Genomic DNA, 16,219 nt, shown 5'->3' with positions numbered 1-16,219 from the left:
TTTTAGTTTTTTTAGTTTTTTTAGTTTTTTTATATACAGCAATAACTTGTTGAGTTCTATTGCCAACACTGTACAGCTAATTAAATATAGAGCTAACCTATCATTACGAAGTATTACGTCTACTCTTTTTGTAAACTATTTGTTAATTATTAATGATAACTTTGATAAAAAATAACTAAAATAAAAATGATTAATGCCATTTTTATTTTTTATTAACAATAAAATATAAATATCACAAAGATTTTTAGTGGCTAAAAAGGTATTATCATGACATCAGTTTTATCAAATTTACGGTATAGAATAAAGTGAACATAGGATCAGAATTAAGAGCTCGCTATAACGATAATACACGCGGCGTCTATTTTATTGGCACAACACCTCCTAAAAGTGATACACCCGCAGAGCAAATTGAAATTATTGCTAATAAGCTGCTTGAACGTGTCAGTGATATCGATTTTGATGGTTTGATTGTTTATGATATACAAGACGAAAATTCGCGTACCAATGTACCGCGTCCTTTTCCTTTTAAATCAACATTAGATCCCCGTTATTATTCATCATTACTGCAGAATCAATCTCAACGACCCGTGATCACTTATAAAAGTGTTATTCAGTCAAATAACGATGATTTTGATCAATGGGCAAATGAAGCTTGGCACACATATGGCATTCGTGACGTTGTTCTTGTTGGTAGCCCTTCGCAAAAAAACACGATTTCATTGCCACTTGCCAGTGCTTATAAAACCTTAGTTGATAATAAAAATGATTTCTTTATCGGTGGGATCACCATTGCAGAACGTCATGCAAATAAAGGTAATGAACATACTCGGTTGATAGAAAAACATCAACAGGGCTGCAATTTCTTTATTTCTCAAGCTATCTATAATCCACAAGCCACTATAGATATGTTGACGCGCTATGCGATTGAATGTCAGCAGCAAGGATTAAAGCCTCAGCGGATAATTTTAACATTTTCACCTTGTGGCAGTAAAAAAACACTCGAATTTATTGAATGGTTAGGTGTTAGTGTTCCTGAAGCGACTAGTCTACGTATTCTTAATGCGGAAAAACCACTATATGAATCTATTCGCATCTGTTTAAATACTTTACAACAAATACTCGATGCTGTTTTACCCTACGATTTACCATTAGGGTTAAATATTGAGAGTTTAACCAACCGTAAAGAAGAAATTGATGGCTCAATTTTATTGTACAAATTACTGCGTTCAACCATGGAAAACTACTTGTCCAAACAAGAGCTCGAGCGATTAATTCATCAGAAGTAATAATTTAAGCACAAGCTATTATTTTTGTTATAATTGAGACAGAAGAAAACCGAAACAACGAGTCTTTTATAGCATGAAGTGGATTTGTATTTTATTGTTTATCAGCTTAAGCGCTCAAGCAGAAACGATAAGGGTGGCACTCTCCTTCGATGGAAAGCCTCCTTATTCATTTGGTGAGCAAGAGCATCGCGGTATTTATGTCGAAGTGTTTCAAGAGATATTTAAACTAACCCCTTATCAATTAGAGTTTGTTTATCTCTCTTCTGCACGAGTACGTTCTAGCTTTACCGACGGTAAAGTCGATATCGAATGTTGTCCTATTGGCGCGTGGCGAGCAAACGAAACGGCCATTTCTATCTATAGCCAACCGCTATTTAAAACTGAAGACGTTTATGTATTTCCGCAAGGAAAATTAAGAAATATCGGTCCGTTAGCAGATGAAACCATTGCAACGATCAACGGATTTGGCTACGCTTTTGATACCGTTTTCACCCGTTATGATGTAGAAAGTGAACTGAAATTATTAAAACTTATTGAAGGCAATAGGTTACCAGTCGGCATTGTCGATAGAACCATAGTTAACTACCTGAGTAGAAGTCATCAGTTAACCGTTGTCATAGGTCAAGTTCATGAACATTCCCTACGCCCGTTACGTATACATAAATCTAAAGCGCATATTGTGCCGATCATAAACCAAGCTATTAATAGCTTAATAAAGAATGGAAAAATAAGTGCTATAGTCAGTAAATATACCAGCACGTTAAAAGAAGAAAATTAAGCCATTGAAATTAATTATGAAAACAGCGTTTGATAATTTAAGAAACAATCCGCTCCATCAATACCAAAGCGACACTAATGGCGAAAAACAAGTCGTGAAAGTTTATTTTGGTGAGTCACTTATCGCCAAAATGATCAAACTAAAAAAATCTGTTCGATATTTTGGCGTAAAAGGTTACGAACAATACCTAATAGAAGAGGCATAATTACGAAAGCGCAACACCAAAAAAATTAATACCTTGCCAGCCCTGCTTAATGAAGTTTCTAATATTTCCGTGATCTGTCCCCGCAGAATTCAACATAACATCCTCGCGGTAATAATGACCAAAACACGCCAATGTTGCTTCTTTAGATAGCCCCTGTAATTGTGCAAAAGCAAAAATTTTACATGAACCTTCATTCGTGCCTGACAGATTAGTTAATTCACCATTTTCAAATGCACATGGCTGATAATGGTAATTAGCAGAAATAACCGCCATCACTTCATTAAATTCAATCAGTTCTGGGGTAGCATTTACCTTTTCAAGTAACTCATTTAATTGCATAGTGTTCCTATTTAAATCTATATTTTTATTACCAAAAAGTCGCAAAACGGCCGCTATTGTATAAACCAACAAGTAAACCTGAACCACCCCCCAAGAAGCCCATTATCAAGCCGAACTGGCACCATAACTTATCTTTTTTTGATTGCTTAATCAAATCAGTGTCACTTAATTCTGTTGTAGCAATCGAAAGCCCCACGAGTGTGTTCACTTGTTGAGTTGAACGATAAATAAAATAAAATAATGTTATAAAACATAAACAAGGCATACCCCAACCTTCTGTGAATTCATAACTTAACGTGAAAAAAATACCACTGAGGAACAATTGAAAAGCTGTTTTATTACGTAACACCTTAAGCTGAGCTTTTTGTTTTTCATCTACCATCTTTTCAATGACTTTGGACATACCAATATAACTTGCCACCATACCGAGTAAAGCGCCTATCATTGCGCCTCCTAAAGCCAATAGTACTTTTACTAACCAATGGCTTTGACTACTCACAATACTTTTCGTGACAACAGCTGCAGCAACAGGTGAACTCACTGAAAGTCCTGATAAAACTAACGCCGTTAAACCTAACGGGCTCGTTGATAAAATAACTTTGCCATAACGTGCTAAGACTTGTTCTTTTATTAATGCTCGTACGCGGCTTAAACGTTTTCTAACCGTCGCTTCGTTTAAACCTAATAGCAGAGCTACACACTGGCTACTTTGCTGCTCTCTGTAATATAACAAAACAATTTCTCGACTCTCGTCGGGTAGCTCTGCTAATAGCGTTTGAATTAAAGTATTTTGTTCTTCGCGCAGTAAACTTGCATCGCCCGAATGACTTGGGTCAACAAGTGTGGCAAGTAAAATATCGGTTTCATCACCTTTTACGTTACGGTTAACCTTTTCGTCTCTTATATGATTTAACGCGGTGTAACGGGTGATTTGTCGAACCCAAGGTAAAAAGCTTATATTCTCTTTAAGTTGGTTGATTTCTCGCCATACTTTAATGAAAACTTTTTGGCTCACATCTTCACTGCTATCGAGATCTTTGGTAATAGCTAAAGCAATAGCGCCTACGGTATTTGTTAGTTGTTCAATTAAACGGGTAAAGGCGAGTTGATCCCCCGATTTTGCTAGTGCGATATCAGGAAGTAATTGTTGCTCATCAGTAAATAGCATTTTATAACACCCCCTGTAAGAATATATCTGTTTGTGCCATTAACCATTTATTATCATCCCACATAATAAAATGTCGAGCATCAATGTTGGTAATTAAATGGGCATTAGGCACATTTTCTATTTGTTGTTGATATAACACGGTAGCAAATCGTCGAGATTCTTCATCGGTAAATGCACCTTGCGCAGCAATAAGCAGTAAGGGCGTTTTCACTTGCTTTAATGGCTCTCGTAAATCATTGAGTAATAAAAAAATGCAAAGCTGAAGCCACTGTTTTTTGATCAGACACTTTTGCCATAGCAATAACCGCTTGCTGATTTTCTATTGATGTGGCTTGAATAGCAATGGTTTGTTTAGTCATATCAGCCATTTGCTGAGCCGTTGCTTGTTGATACATACTTCGAATGTAGTCAGCTTGTCGTTGCATATCTTTTGGTATAGTCGCAGGTGTTTTTGTAAATATTGGCGCAATATAAGGTAAGCCGTCGACCGCAATAATGGCAGAAAATAGTGCCTCATTTTTTATCGCTAAACTATAAGATAAAAAAGCCCCTAAGCTATGCCCTATTAATACTGATTTTTGTAATTGATGTTTTTGTATGTAGCTCAATAATTCAGATTTTACCGCGGGTATAATATTATCTGCACTAGGGCATGGGGCTGTCGTTGCAAATCCTGCAATACTCACCGTATGCACCTGATAATTTTTTGCTAGATATTCTTCACTTTTCTGCCAAACCTCGCCGTTACTCATTAGTCCTGGAATTAAAATTATCGGTTGTCCTTCACCGTGCACCTCAACACTAATGCAACTTTCAGCTTTGGTATTCAGGCTTATCGAAATCACGAGTACGGTTAATATTATATGTACTATATTCATCATTTTTCCTTGTTGTAATCGATAGGAAGACAGAAACTTCCTATTTCATTACCAAGACACCATCACTTTTTATTTCGTGACATTTTTTTAAATTAACTTTCGAAACCTCATGTAACATTTGTAATTAATTTGGCTATAGAGTGAATAAGATAACTTTGCTAAGCTAATTCATATTGAACAAAGAAGAGAAATAAAGCATGAAGATATTTCAAAATAAAGAAGTGCAAGGTTTGTGCTTATGTCTTGCCGTAATGGGGTTAACCTATACACTGTTATTAATGGTTTTAATTTTATTTACGGGTATAAAGTTATATAAAACAGTGATTATTGTTATCACGCTTTCAAGTATACTTTTTACACTAGGGCTCAATAAGCAGGTTAAAAATCGCTTAAAGCTACAAGTTGAAGGTTTTTTTGCAAAAATAGTTACCGCTTAATTTATCTTTATCACGCTATAGTATCAACTATAGCGTATCTAGTTTTCAGCAAGAATAACCGACTCCTTACCTGTTCACACATTAATAATTTATTCTGCTACATTTAGAATAGAACTGCCTCAAGTATATTTAACAACAAATAATAACTCATCTTTATTCTGGTTAATTAATTTAAACCATAAAAAAACTGCATCACCAATATATTGAATATGTTGGTGATGCAGATTTAAATAATAAAGATTAATGTTCTGTAATTGAGTTACACCTCAGCTTTATTCTTTCTTAACCAATATGTGCCATAAAGTAATGAAATACCCACTAATACACTTCCTATATTTAATTTAGTAATAAGTGCTTGCAATGGTACCGTTCTGGCAAAATTTTCTTGCCCTTGCACAGATTCAACAAATTGTGATGAAAGTGAGAAATACTCTAGTAATAAGCCACCTATATAGAATTGCGATAAATGGAAGTAGTGCACGACAAAACCTTCCACTAATAAAACAACGGCGACAGGTAATATTGCCCATAAAAATGGGGCTTTCTTCGCATACATAGACGCTAACATTAACCATGCAAACAAAGGTAACATCCAAATAGCAAGAGGAATAAGGTGTAACCAAATAAGTGATACTCCACTTAAAATATCAGCATCAACCCACAATGCCCATAAGCTAGCATCGTAACCAACCGACAATATAATGCAAACTAAAAACGCTAACAAAAGAATCAAGCACAAAGTAGCGGTTGCGGCTCCTAAAAATATAGCTGGAATTGCCAAGGCTCCGGTAATTAATTTGGCAATAATTGCTGTGACATCAGAAACAGGTAACGAGCGCCAAAACATAATAGATAAATCTCTGCGTTCATCAAATAGACATACAGTAAAGTAATAAAGCTGAATGATTAACGCCACCACTAAAAAGGGTGCAAATAAAGAAAGAGCCATTACAAAGAATAACTTAGGGATCATTGGCGCATGTTCAGCAGAAAAAAACTGTTCAGGGAATGTCGTTAAAAACTGAAATAAGTCACTAAAACTTTCATTACTTTGCATAAAAATAGCGAGAGGCATCACGATGACCAAAGCAGCGATAACCATGGGCACCCATTTTAGAATATTGCTAAATTCCCATAATTCTTTTTTAATTGAAGTTGTTAATACTTTCGTGTTCATGAACATATCTCCTTGGTCATCACGCCAACAAAAATGTCAGCTAAACTCGGTACGCTTATTTTACCCAACGCTTGTAAGTCCTCATTTTTTTGATTGTCAAAAAGCATAGTAGTTAACCCCATTAAACTATTTGAAAAGAGCGGTTTAAATTGCTTTGCTTGCTCGATATTGTCCTGAGTTACGGTTAACAATGTAAAACGTTCACGAATATTTTCAGTGCTTTCAGCTATAACAATTTTACCTTCTTGAATAAAGGCAACATCTGTTAAAATATGCTCAATTTCTTCAATCTGATGCGTAGTTATAAGAATACATTTATCTTCCGTATAAAAGTCCTCTAATAAGTGCGTATAAAACTGTCTACGGGTTAAAATATCTAACCCCAACGTTGGTTCATCTAAAACAAGCACTTTAGCGTCTATAGCTAACACTAAAGATAAATGTAACTGAGTAACCATTCCTTTAGACAAAGCCTTCACTTTATCATTCATATCGATATTAGTTTTTGCCAGAAATGTACGTGCTTTTTCAATATCGAAATTAGGATGAACATCATTCATGTAGCTTAATGCTTGAGTAACTTTTAACCATTTGGGCAATATAGCGACATCTGAAATATAGGCGACATCGTTAAGCATCTTTTCACGGTCTTTTCTTGGATGATGGCCAAGAACATTAATGTCACCTTCAAAATCAATTAAACCTAGCATCGATTGAAGACATGTGGTTTTACCCGCACCATTAGGACCAACTAAACCAACAATTTGTCCTTTATGAATACTTAAGCTCACATCAGACACAACATGTTTCTTACCGTAAGATTTGTTTAAGCCTGTTATAGAAATCAATTCATTCATAACTTATCTCCTGTTAGCAACTGCTCAGCAGAAAGTTTTAATCGCGTTATTTGTTTTAATATTTCTGGCCATTGCTGAACCAAGAAAGTTTCGCGCTCTCGATCAAGCATTAGCTCTTGCGCTCCTGATTTAACAAATAAACCTTTTCCACGCTGTTTTTCTACAACTTGTTCATCCTGTAACATTTGATACGCCTTAGAAATAGTAATTGGATTCACTTGATATTCTGCAGCCACTTTTCGGACTGATGGCAATGCTTCGCCTTCTTTGATATAACCATCGAGAATACGAGCAACAACTTGCTGGTATAACTGTAGGTATATCGGTTTTTCATTATCCCACTGAGGTGTCATAATATTTCCTAACGGTAGTTATGCTTAAGTTCTGTTATTTATGTTTAAATAAAAACAATACAGGTGTTATACACCACCAACACACTAACACACAAGAAAAATATCTAGATAAAATAATCTACATATGTAAATAAATATTTCAAAATGATTCTTTAGCGGAGTAAAATCAATAAAAAAACTAAAAAAATCAACAGGAAATGTTGATTTTTTATGACAGGGATATTTTTGATGAGAATCTAAACTGGCGTGATTTATTCGGCTTCTTGAGCTTGTAAAGCTAGTAAGGTTTTTCCATGTGGGATAGGTGCTTTAGTTTCAGGGTCGACTTGTACAAAGACAATATCATCAGCTAAACAGATGGTCTTTTTAGTAATTTTATTACGCATTAAACAAGTGATTGTTATTGACGTTTTCCCCACACTTTTGGTTGATAATCCAAACTCAACTACATCACCCTGCACGGCTGGTGATTCAAAATTTATCGCACCAATATGTTTAGTCACTAAACAGTTAGTCTCTAATTGACAAATAGCAAAAATAGCAGCCTCTTCATCAATCCAGGCTAATGCGCGGCCACCAAAAAGTGAGTTTGCATAGTTTAAATCATTAGGAAGAACCAATCTACGGGATAAAAAGCGCATAATGTGACCTTAAAAATTGTCATGATGTTATTCATAGCACCATGACATTGCTAAAAAAGAGGGAAGGCTTTTGATTTGCTTGCAGCAAAGAACATCGGCATTCACCCGTGATAGTATAGCGAACTTTAGTGTTAATTAACTCGCTGATAACCATAATGTCAGTTTATTTTCGCCCACTTCTTTCTCTTCATCTTCATCATAGTGGGTGCCATATAAAAAGAGGATGTCTGCTTTACCATCATTATTAAAATCTTTAATTTCAGTGCGGACACTTTTAGGTAAGGAAATTTCATAATCAGCGCCACGTTTAGCAAATAAACGTTTGCCTTTAGCCCCCGAGTAGATGGTAAATTCTTTATCATCAGTTTTAAGGATCAAGTCATTAATGCCATCACCATTAAAGTCGCTAACATCGGTTAGTGCCTCACCGTCACTGCCAGAATTAATTGCTATTTCAACTTCATTTTCATAAACAGGCTTTTTTACATACTTACCGTTTTTTTCCAACTTATAGAAGCGTAAATCCATATCTATAGCACCAGACATTGCCGACATCATAGTACCTATGCCCATTTCAACACTTAAGGTGTAATAATCTTTCAAGCCATCACCATCAACATCTTTAAACTTTATCATACCTTCACCATCAAAAGTCGCATGACCATCAGCTTCCTTTTTGTACTGCATCAGACCATTTTCTATGAACCCATAACGTATCATCAGGTGATTAGTTCTAGACATCATGCCTTCTCGTACTGACTCTTTGGTGACAATATCAACGAGGCCATCACCATTTATATCTTCAACGGTTTCAAGCTTTACAGAAGCACTTTTTTCACCTTGCTGTTTTTTTATCTTAGAATTCTTATTTTCTAAATGTGCATTTAAGTTAATAACCATGGGATTATGATCAAATAACTGAGCAGGTGTTTGAGCAAAGACCATCAATTGATCATCAATTTGGAAGGCGATATCTTTTTTGTCATCGTGATTAAAGTCAGCATGGTAAAAATTTTGTGGGGTAAATGACAGACCACGCCCTGACTTTTCAATACGAGGTGATATAGCAAAGGATTGCTGAGTAAATGCTCCCGTAGCGTTTTGCAAATATATATGAGTTGTATCTAAACTATGAGTAATAAAATCGCTTAGGCCATCCTGATTAAAATCGTGGACAAAATCACCAAAGTTTACGTCAAAAATGCCTTGGTACTTGTATAAAGTATCAACGTCTATCAATTTACTGATGGTTTTATCTTCTAGATTGTAAGACATCACCGCATTAGTTGTTAAGTAAACAATCACTTCGCCTACTTGCTTCGCCAATGTTGCTTGATTAAAGAACTGTGCGTTTTCTGGAATATCAATAATCTGTGCTTGTTCAACTAATCCACTCTCACTGATACGGGGATAATAACTAAAGCGGTTATCATCATGAATAAGTAGATCAACATCACCATCTTTCTCATTTAGATACAGCAACTTCCCTGTTATTTTGTGCTGCGAGCTTTGCTGAGATTTATTAAAATTTAATTTATTAGCTTTTGCTAGAAGTAGAGGAGAAGCTAAAGTCGTTAATAATAAAACCATCGTTATTGTTGCTATCTTTGACATAATAATCCTTTGGTGTCTGATTTCTTGCTAGCCTTTATGCCCATCTAAGTGAACACAAAGATATTGAACTAATATTGATTACAAATAATTAACATAGTTCAAATTTAATAGCATTATCCTCTAATACCAAGTAATAAATGGTAACAATGGCTGTTTTTACAAAGTTGAGCTGCCTGACCTATCATTGAATAAGGATGAGTTGTGCTTGTCGTTATGTTGATTTTATCTTTTACTAGGGTTATTAAACAAAGTATTCATCTAGGATTAATCCTAGATAAATACCTACAACAAGGTTATTCATTGATAACACCTTCATGTTTACGCATCACATCATTTTATGTTGTCGGTAGGAAGGTTAGAGGAATAGCTTTTACCCTTGCAGCATTCAGTAAAGGCGATTGCAGCAACTTTTTAAGTACTAAAGTATAGGCTAAATATCTACACTGAATTAATAACATTATTGACTTAATAAGGTATCGGATAAAAGGTTATCTGTATAACCACTTAAAAAACGACCTAACGGTTCGGTAAGTCAGTGAGATTTTAACCATTTTACTAACTGTGGATAGTGATCAATTCTAGCATTAGGATGAGTAAGAATATTAATGTGATCGTAATTTTGCATATTCCCTGAAGATTTTGACAACAAAGTAAATTTCGCTTTCGGATTATATTCTTGAATGAAAATATTTACATCGCTGGCATGTCCTAACACTTTATCTTTACTACCAGTAAAGTGCCATGTTGGAGGCCAATCAATTGACTTAGCTGCTTGAAAGTAATCAAAACCATCTGTCGTATCATGCCAAGCACTTTTTTTAACCCAAGCGACGCTATCGGCTAACGATTGTTCGGTTTCATTATCAGAGCCAATACCATGCTTTTTAGCATCTAAAAATCCTTTGTTCCTTGCCAATTTAGGGGCGACATTATTCCAAACAATATCCACCTTAAACATTTTTTCTAAACTTTTTACCGTCACCATGCGCTTGGTACCAAAACAAGTTTTACTACGAATACGTTCAATTATTTTAGGAAATCTGGCCAACGTACTCGCCAATAAAACCCCTCCCCAGGAATGTGCAACAAGATGAATTTTTTGTTGTGTGACTTGAAAAATGTAATTTATAAAATGTGGAATATCTTCAGTGATCGCTTCAAATTGACCATGTACAGCATGTTTATCAATACGAGGCGTGCTTTCACCACGGCCACGTAAATCGGCGACATAAACATCAAAGCCCTGCTCTGCTAAGTAGCATGCTAGACCTTTACCTTTTTTAGTATAAAAAATAAGGCCATTTTCAATAGCACCATGTAACATAAAAATAGGCGTACCGCCCTTTTGTTGCCAAATATGCCTTAAATGAAGTTGATGATCTCCATGAGATAAAAATAAAGATTCTTGATTTGTCATAGGATTATTAAAATATTCGTGAATAGAAGAAAACAAAGGTCAGACCAGTTAATAATCAGCATACGGTGTTGGATACTGTTGAGCAACAAAAATAACTTAAGACTTGGATTACTGGCAAGATCCCAACCATAAGACTAGACAGTCGATAAAAAAGTCAATAACCTACTCACATTTACAATATTATTGCCGTTAAGCATCATTTGTGTAACAGAACATGATACAAAAGTATTAAAGATCCGCTTCATTTAATGAATAATAATTTTAATAACAACAGCTCCCTAAATTAGGAAAACTATGTCTTCTTCGATAAAAACCTTAGCTACAGTAATTAAGTTTATCGGCTTATTTATTATTGCTCTTTTGCTAATTATCTGGCTCTCTTCACCATTTGTTAGTCGACATTACCTAACTAAATACCTTAATGAGCAGCAGCTCACCCTAGCTGATAAAACAACCATACGTTATAACCCTTTTTGGTCGAATTTAAATATACGAGAACTAGAGATAGTCAGCGTAGAAAATAGCGATAAGCCCCTTATATCGTTAAAGTCTTTAAACGTTACGGTGAGTTTATTTAAACTATTAACTGATACTTTGTATGTTTCAGAGTTTGCTATTGATGGCTTATATCTAGATGTTAATTTAAATGGTGAGGCACCGGTTATTGGTGGCTTTGTTATTGCCAATAATTCAAACGATACTAAAACATCCGTCGAAACACCTACAGCACAAACAACAGATTTAGCAAAAAATCCAAATAATGAGGTCGCCAATAATTATCAAGTTTCATTACCCTATTTTAGCCTTTCCAATGCTATTTTTAATCTAGGTATTGAACAAAGCCAACAAGAATTTATCATTAATTCACTTGTTATAAAAAATGTACTTGCCTCGACAAAAACACAACAAGCAGAGCTTGTACTTAATGCTTTAATTAATAAGGCCCCTTTGTTTTTAAAATTAAATGCCGATTTGACTTCAGAGCAGCGTAAAATAAGCTCTGAAATAACCTTGTCTGAATTAGCACTCACCCCATTACAGCCGCTGTTAACCGCTAATAGTCCCGAGCAAGAACCACTAACAATGCAGGGTTCTATCAGTCTTAATAGCAAGCAGTCAATTTCTCTGTCGACTGCTGTCACCGACATTAACGTTGAAACCTTTGAGTTAAAAACAACTGACTTTAAAGCGACACAAAAAAACAAAACGCTTGCACTTAATATTTTCCCGCTAACTTTAGAAAACTTTTCTATTGCGCTTGTTAATGAACAAGCGCCTAAAATAACCGGCACCGCTTCACTAAACATTAATGATTTAAAGGCCTATGAAGGTGAAGGCGCGCAACTATTAGCTAAAATATCAGCAATAAAACTTGATGATATTGCGGTGACTACAACAGAGTCATTAATAACTGCTAATATCAAAAATCTGATTATTGAGCAAAGTCTATTTGCTGAAAATACCACAGATGATTTTCCCCCTTTAGCCCAATTCAAAAACCTAAGTATTAATGATGTAACTGTCTCTCAGCAAGGTCTATTCATCGATACGATTAACCTATTAGGTTTAACTATTGATACCAACTTAGACAAAGAAAAAAATATTACTGGCTTACCCACTTCACCAAAAGATCAACCGCCCGTTGCCGAGCCGCTAGCCAAAACAATTAATTCACCAAAAACCATTGAGGGTGAAGCAGAAAGCGAAGAAAGCTTATTTTTATTGTCACTTAATTCTTTTTCATTTGGTGATAGCGCCGGTATTACTTTTATTGATCGCAGCACAAGTCCTTATTACAAAAGAGCATTTAACATCACAACGTTTAACGCTGGCCCTTTTGATAACCAAAAGCCACAGCAAGAAAGTAATTTTATCTTAACCGGTAACAGTGATAAATACGCCAATTTCAACTTATCTGCCGTTGCTAAACCTTTTAGTAAAAAAGATTATTATAAATTGAATGGTTTCTTCAAAGAGGTCAGCTTGCCTTCATTATCGACTTATATTGCGCAAGCACTTAACTACGAACTTAAAAGCGGTCAGCTTGATGTCGATCTAGATGTAACCGTTGATGATAAAAAAATTGCTGGCAAGACCAAGTTATTTTTAAGAGGTGTGGAGCTAGGTGCAGCAAACGATCATGAAACAGGCACAGTGAAAAGCCAAACATCGATACCTTTTAACATTGCCTTAGGGATGTTAAAAGATGGTGATGGCAACGTAGAGCTAGATATTCCGTTGAAAGGTAGCACTGATGATCCTTCTTTTGGCATGAGTGGTTTTATTAATTTACTGGTAAAAAAAGCAACGATGTCTGCTGCTAAAGAATATTTGATCACTACCTTTGTGCCTTACGCCAATGTAGTTACTGTTGCTATGTCTGCGGGTGATTACTTATTAAAAGTTCGTTTTAATGATTTAAACTTTCCAATAAAAGAAACACAATTAACGGCTCAGCAAAGCCAATTTTTGGCTCAATTTTCAGCCCTGATGACAGATAAGCTCGATACACAATTAACCTTGTGTGCTATTGCAACACCAGAAGACATTGATAAACCGTTAGGGACTAAGATTACCGACATAGATGATATAAAACAATTGGCTGAAATTTCTGGGCAGCGCCTTGAGGCTTTTAAAGATTATATGGTAAAAGAACACGGCATCGCCTCTTCTAGGCTGTTACTTTGCTCACCAAAAATAGACTCTACTAAGGGTGCTAAACCAAGAATTACCTTTACAGACTAACTATTTTATTAGCGAATAAAAAAACGCTGACACGTAATGTGCCAGCGTTTTTATTTATCTATTAGGAGATTATCGCAAGTGCCTTTATTAAACGTTACTCTACCAAAATTAAATTTACTTTCCTTGAGGAATAAAGCCGTTAATTTAGCGTTGAAATAACATCATCTAGGCTAATAAAATATATCTTTTAACCCATTAGCAAAAGCGGTGAAACGTTCTTTTAAGGTACGTTTCAGCTTGATATCTAGTGCACCAAATAAAACTAAACCTTCAACATAGATTGTTGGTGCATCAATATAATCAGTTGATGGCGCTTTATTGTCAATGCCACCAAAAATACAAAAAGCTTTCGAAACAACTTTAACATTTTCAGGTACGAATATATCAATTCCGCCAAACAAACAAAAAACTTTCACCGTAACTTCACGCTGAGTAAAAATAGCCTCACTAAAATCAATATCACAACCACCAAAGACACTTATTGATTTAATTTCTTTAGCGACTCGCCATTCACCACTGCGGCCACTTCCACTAAAGATATTAATAAGTAAATCACTGTCATCTGTTGGCGTTGAGGAATAATTAAAGCGAAAGTCTTCTTTTTTCTTCTCGATATATTCTTCGTCAACTTTTAAGTCTAAATCAGCAACAAGTGAAACAAGGTCTTCATTAGATTCAAAAGCCATTGCTTGATCTAATCGCCTTTCAAAAGCTTCATGTGAAAGTTCACCGTGACTATAGTTCATCACTAATTGGTCAACCACCTCTTCTCTTACTTTGTCGGTAGGTCTATCTGCAATGTTAACGGCCATATTATTATTCCTTTAAACAGTTAAAATATTATTAAAATGAAAGCAATAAACAGACCATTAATAATAATGTTAAATTACAACACTCTACATATCCACGGTAATAAATAGACAGATAAAACATGATGATTTAGTATTTTTAACCAATATCCATGTAATTCAACCAACCCATCAAGCAATAACAAGGTTTATTCTTTACAGTCATGGCCAAATTTTGGTGCTAACTCATCATAGGATATATTAAGTCTATTTATCAAATCGGAGGAGGTATTAAGGCTACTCGCTAAATATAAATTACGCGTTAAGTAATCAATAGGAAAAATAGGTTCTATCTTGTCCGCATAGGGTGAATTGCTTTCAATGAGCGATGCAAAGTATGTTGATGAGAGAACGACCAACTCAACACGGTCGAAGGCTAACATTTGAATAAAATTATCGTTATTATATGAAATGGATAGATTTTTTTCAGGTTCAAAACCTAGTCTTAATAAATACTCGGCTGAAGCTTGCCCTTTTTGTGCAGCAATAAGATAATTTTTTGCTTCTGCTAATGAATTAACTTGAATATCAGGCCTAGTTTTTAAGCGATAAAATGAAAATTCTATCGAACATAATGGTGCTACCCACCGAAATAAAGACTCCCTCTCTTGTGTCCTTAACAGCGAAAATATAAAAATATTGGGTTGCGTTAACGCTAGTTGATAAGCCCGTGCCCACGGATATATCTTTATCTGATAATCAATAGAGGAATGATGAAAGAGCAATTTTACTTTATCAGCAGACAGCCCACTAAGTTCACCATTTTCATTGATAACTTGGTAAGGTGGATAAATTTCAGATACAACCTGAATGCCAGGTGACTCCTGCTTGAAGGTTTTCACTTGATTTTCATTAGATGCGTAACTATCGACATTAATAAAGATAAGTAAGACAAGTAATTCTCTTTTAAATAATAAGGTCATACAATTAAAAAATCTTCATTCAAAGTTCAACAAATACCTTCGCTGGCATACGCATGGTTTATCACTTTTTAAAAGTTAAGATAAGCCTTGCTCAACAGGTGAGGTTCTTATAGATTCATCCTTATGATATTAATATTAGACGATAATAAATAAAATGTTAGATAAACACTCTCCTGAAGTACAAGAACAAGCAATAAAAATAGCTAAAAGCATACAAAAGCCTAAACAAACGAAGGAGCAGACTAAACTTATTGCCCAAGGTATTGAGAAAGGTATTGCTGAATATAAGAAGCAGCAGAGTAAAAAATCTCGCATACGTGATAAGGCCAAAAAATCATTACTGAGAGAAAAGAACAATCAAGAAAAAAGCACTGAAGCTTGCCCTCAAGAGATACCACCTAAAAGGGCACTTTACTTACCTTGGTTGCTTTTAGTCATCAGCTGGATTGGTTTTATTCTTTTCAGTCAATGATGATAAATAAATTGATTACTTTTATAACCAAAAAGTGTCTATCTCAATGTTAAAACCCTTTAATTTTTATTTAAGTATAAA

At 35.1% G+C, this 16,219-nt stretch carries 18 protein-coding genes; 6 read left to right on the top strand and 12 right to left on the bottom strand.

The genetic code is table 11. The features are described from left to right. The first annotated feature begins 311 nt into the window (after window positions 1-311). From H4J75_RS10690 to H4J75_RS10680, 3 genes are all read left to right on the top strand, one after another. Window positions 312-1,286 (top strand): methylenetetrahydrofolate reductase, encoded by a 975-nt coding sequence (locus H4J75_RS10690; RefSeq protein WP_404842436.1) that lies wholly within the window; start codon window positions 312-314, stop codon window positions 1,284-1,286. A gap of 73 nt (window positions 1,287-1,359) precedes the next feature. After that, window positions 1,360-2,064, top strand: coding sequence for an ABC transporter substrate-binding protein (locus tag H4J75_RS10685; RefSeq protein WP_182222111.1), 705 nt, complete (start codon window positions 1,360-1,362; stop codon window positions 2,062-2,064). A gap of 16 nt (window positions 2,065-2,080) precedes the next feature. After that, on the top strand, window positions 2,081-2,269 hold the full coding sequence (locus H4J75_RS10680; RefSeq protein WP_259366450.1) for a hypothetical protein: 189 nt from the start codon (window positions 2,081-2,083) through the stop codon (window positions 2,267-2,269). Here H4J75_RS10680 and H4J75_RS10675 read toward each other — a convergent pair whose 3' ends face one another. Genes H4J75_RS10675 through H4J75_RS10660 form a run of 4 tightly spaced genes read right to left on the bottom strand, consistent with a single transcriptional unit; the run spans window position 2,270 to window position 4,657 of the window. Next, on the bottom strand, window positions 2,270-2,608 hold the full coding sequence (locus H4J75_RS10675; protein ID WP_182222109.1) for a HopJ type III effector protein: 339 nt from the start codon (window positions 2,606-2,608) through the stop codon (window positions 2,270-2,272). A gap of 28 nt (window positions 2,609-2,636) precedes the next feature. Beyond that, entirely contained in the window at window positions 2,637-3,776 is a 1,140-nt protein-coding gene (locus tag H4J75_RS10670) for an RNA polymerase sigma factor (protein WP_182222108.1), read from the bottom strand. A 1-nt stretch (window position 3,777) separates the two neighbouring features. Then, entirely contained in the window at window positions 3,778-3,987 is a 210-nt protein-coding gene (locus H4J75_RS10665) for a hypothetical protein (RefSeq protein WP_182222107.1), read from the bottom strand. A 22-nt stretch (window positions 3,988-4,009) separates the two neighbouring features. Continuing rightward, the gene (locus tag H4J75_RS10660) at window positions 4,010-4,657 is read right to left on the bottom strand and encodes an alpha/beta fold hydrolase (RefSeq protein ID WP_182222106.1); all 648 of its coding nucleotides are present in this window, start codon (window positions 4,655-4,657) and stop codon (window positions 4,010-4,012) included. 194 nt (window positions 4,658-4,851) lie between these two features. On the opposite strand from H4J75_RS10660, the gene H4J75_RS10655 reads away from it, so the two are divergent. Next, entirely contained in the window at window positions 4,852-5,091 is a 240-nt protein-coding gene (locus tag H4J75_RS10655) for a hypothetical protein (RefSeq protein WP_182222105.1), read from the top strand. 259 nt (window positions 5,092-5,350) lie between these two features. Here the strand turns inward: H4J75_RS10655 and H4J75_RS10650 are convergent, their stop codons facing one another. The 6 genes from H4J75_RS10650 to H4J75_RS10625 form a co-directional block, all read right to left on the bottom strand. After that, window positions 5,351-6,268 (bottom strand): ABC transporter permease, encoded by a 918-nt coding sequence (locus H4J75_RS10650; protein ID WP_182222104.1) that lies wholly within the window; start codon window positions 6,266-6,268, stop codon window positions 5,351-5,353. Beyond that, a complete protein-coding gene (locus tag H4J75_RS10645; protein ID WP_182218584.1) occupies window positions 6,265-7,125 on the bottom strand; it encodes an ABC transporter ATP-binding protein in 861 nt (286 codons plus the stop codon). The genes H4J75_RS10650 and H4J75_RS10645 overlap by 4 nt, the downstream gene beginning before the upstream one ends. Further along, window positions 7,122-7,478 carry a GntR family transcriptional regulator gene (locus H4J75_RS10640; RefSeq protein ID WP_182218583.1) on the bottom strand — a complete coding sequence of 119 codons (357 nt, stop codon included), beginning with the start codon at window positions 7,476-7,478 and terminating at the stop codon, window positions 7,122-7,124. Before H4J75_RS10640 ends, H4J75_RS10645 begins: the two co-directional genes overlap by 4 nt. Window positions 7,479-7,729: 251 nt before the next feature. Then, entirely contained in the window at window positions 7,730-8,119 is a 390-nt protein-coding gene (locus H4J75_RS10635) for an acyl-CoA thioesterase (RefSeq protein WP_070376128.1), read from the bottom strand. Window positions 8,120-8,254: 135 nt separating this feature from the next. Next, window positions 8,255-9,733, bottom strand: a complete 1,479-nt coding sequence (locus H4J75_RS10630) for a VCBS repeat-containing protein (RefSeq protein WP_182222103.1) — start codon at window positions 9,731-9,733, stop codon at window positions 8,255-8,257. A 532-nt stretch (window positions 9,734-10,265) separates the two neighbouring features. After that, window positions 10,266-11,150 (bottom strand): alpha/beta hydrolase, encoded by an 885-nt coding sequence (locus H4J75_RS10625; RefSeq protein WP_182222102.1) that lies wholly within the window; start codon window positions 11,148-11,150, stop codon window positions 10,266-10,268. Window positions 11,151-11,444: 294 nt separating this feature from the next. Here H4J75_RS10625 and H4J75_RS10620 point away from each other — a divergent pair, with 294 nt between their 5' ends. Then, on the top strand, window positions 11,445-13,895 hold the full coding sequence (locus H4J75_RS10620; RefSeq protein ID WP_182222101.1) for a DUF748 domain-containing protein: 2,451 nt from the start codon (window positions 11,445-11,447) through the stop codon (window positions 13,893-13,895). 170 nt (window positions 13,896-14,065) lie between these two features. Here the strand turns inward: H4J75_RS10620 and H4J75_RS10615 are convergent, their stop codons facing one another. Both H4J75_RS10615 and H4J75_RS10610 read right to left on the bottom strand, forming a co-directional pair. After that, window positions 14,066-14,707, bottom strand: a complete 642-nt coding sequence (locus tag H4J75_RS10615; protein ID WP_070376125.1) for a LiaF domain-containing protein — start codon at window positions 14,705-14,707, stop codon at window positions 14,066-14,068. 185 nt (window positions 14,708-14,892) lie between these two features. Beyond that, window positions 14,893-15,666: an ABC transporter substrate-binding protein gene (locus tag H4J75_RS10610; protein WP_182222100.1), complete on the bottom strand. Its 774-nt coding sequence runs from the start codon at window positions 15,664-15,666 to the stop codon at window positions 14,893-14,895. Window positions 15,667-15,820: 154 nt separating this feature from the next. On the opposite strand from H4J75_RS10610, the gene H4J75_RS10605 reads away from it, so the two are divergent. Further along, window positions 15,821-16,138, top strand: coding sequence for a DUF2956 domain-containing protein (locus H4J75_RS10605; RefSeq protein ID WP_070376123.1), 318 nt, complete (start codon window positions 15,821-15,823; stop codon window positions 16,136-16,138). Window positions 16,139-16,219: the final 81 nt, after the last annotated feature.

It is taken from the genome of Colwellia sp. BRX10-1, assembly GCF_014077545.1.
Lineage (GTDB): Bacteria > Pseudomonadota > Gammaproteobacteria > Enterobacterales > Alteromonadaceae > Colwellia_A.
Note: the sequence above shows the minus strand (reverse complement) of the source record. Positions and strands in the feature narration are given on the sequence as shown.

Bases quoted from the DNA above. Each gene is read 5' to 3' on its own strand.
- H4J75_RS10635 (WP_070376128.1), bottom strand. From the start codon at position 8,119: ATGCGCTTTTTATCCCGTAGATTGGTTCTTCCTAATGATTTAAACTAT.
- H4J75_RS10605 (WP_070376123.1), top strand. From the start codon at position 15,821: ATGTTAGATAAACACTCTCCTGAAGTACAAGAACAAGCAATAAAAATA.
- H4J75_RS10645 (WP_182218584.1), bottom strand. From the start codon at position 7,125: ATGAATGAATTGATTTCTATAACAGGCTTAAACAAATCTTACGGTAAG.
- H4J75_RS10610 (WP_182222100.1), bottom strand. From the start codon at position 15,666: ATGACCTTATTATTTAAAAGAGAATTACTTGTCTTACTTATCTTTATT.
- H4J75_RS10615 (WP_070376125.1), bottom strand. From the start codon at position 14,707: ATGGCCGTTAACATTGCAGATAGACCTACCGACAAAGTAAGAGAAGAG.
- H4J75_RS10660 (WP_182222106.1), bottom strand. From the start codon at position 4,657: ATGATGAATATAGTACATATAATATTAACCGTACTCGTGATTTCGATA.
- H4J75_RS10650 (WP_182222104.1), bottom strand. From the start codon at position 6,268: ATGAACACGAAAGTATTAACAACTTCAATTAAAAAAGAATTATGGGAA.
- H4J75_RS10630 (WP_182222103.1), bottom strand. From the start codon at position 9,733: ATGTCAAAGATAGCAACAATAACGATGGTTTTATTATTAACGACTTTA.
- H4J75_RS10685 (WP_182222111.1), top strand. From the start codon at position 1,360: ATGAAGTGGATTTGTATTTTATTGTTTATCAGCTTAAGCGCTCAAGCA.
- H4J75_RS10670 (WP_182222108.1), bottom strand. From the start codon at position 3,776: ATGCTATTTACTGATGAGCAACAATTACTTCCTGATATCGCACTAGCA.
- H4J75_RS10680 (WP_259366450.1), top strand. From the start codon at position 2,081: ATGAAAACAGCGTTTGATAATTTAAGAAACAATCCGCTCCATCAATAC.
- H4J75_RS10625 (WP_182222102.1), bottom strand. From the start codon at position 11,150: ATGACAAATCAAGAATCTTTATTTTTATCTCATGGAGATCATCAACTT.
- H4J75_RS10640 (WP_182218583.1), bottom strand. From the start codon at position 7,478: ATGACACCTCAGTGGGATAATGAAAAACCGATATACCTACAGTTATAC.
- H4J75_RS10620 (WP_182222101.1), top strand. From the start codon at position 11,445: ATGTCTTCTTCGATAAAAACCTTAGCTACAGTAATTAAGTTTATCGGC.
- H4J75_RS10655 (WP_182222105.1), top strand. From the start codon at position 4,852: ATGAAGATATTTCAAAATAAAGAAGTGCAAGGTTTGTGCTTATGTCTT.
- H4J75_RS10675 (WP_182222109.1), bottom strand. From the start codon at position 2,608: ATGCAATTAAATGAGTTACTTGAAAAGGTAAATGCTACCCCAGAACTG.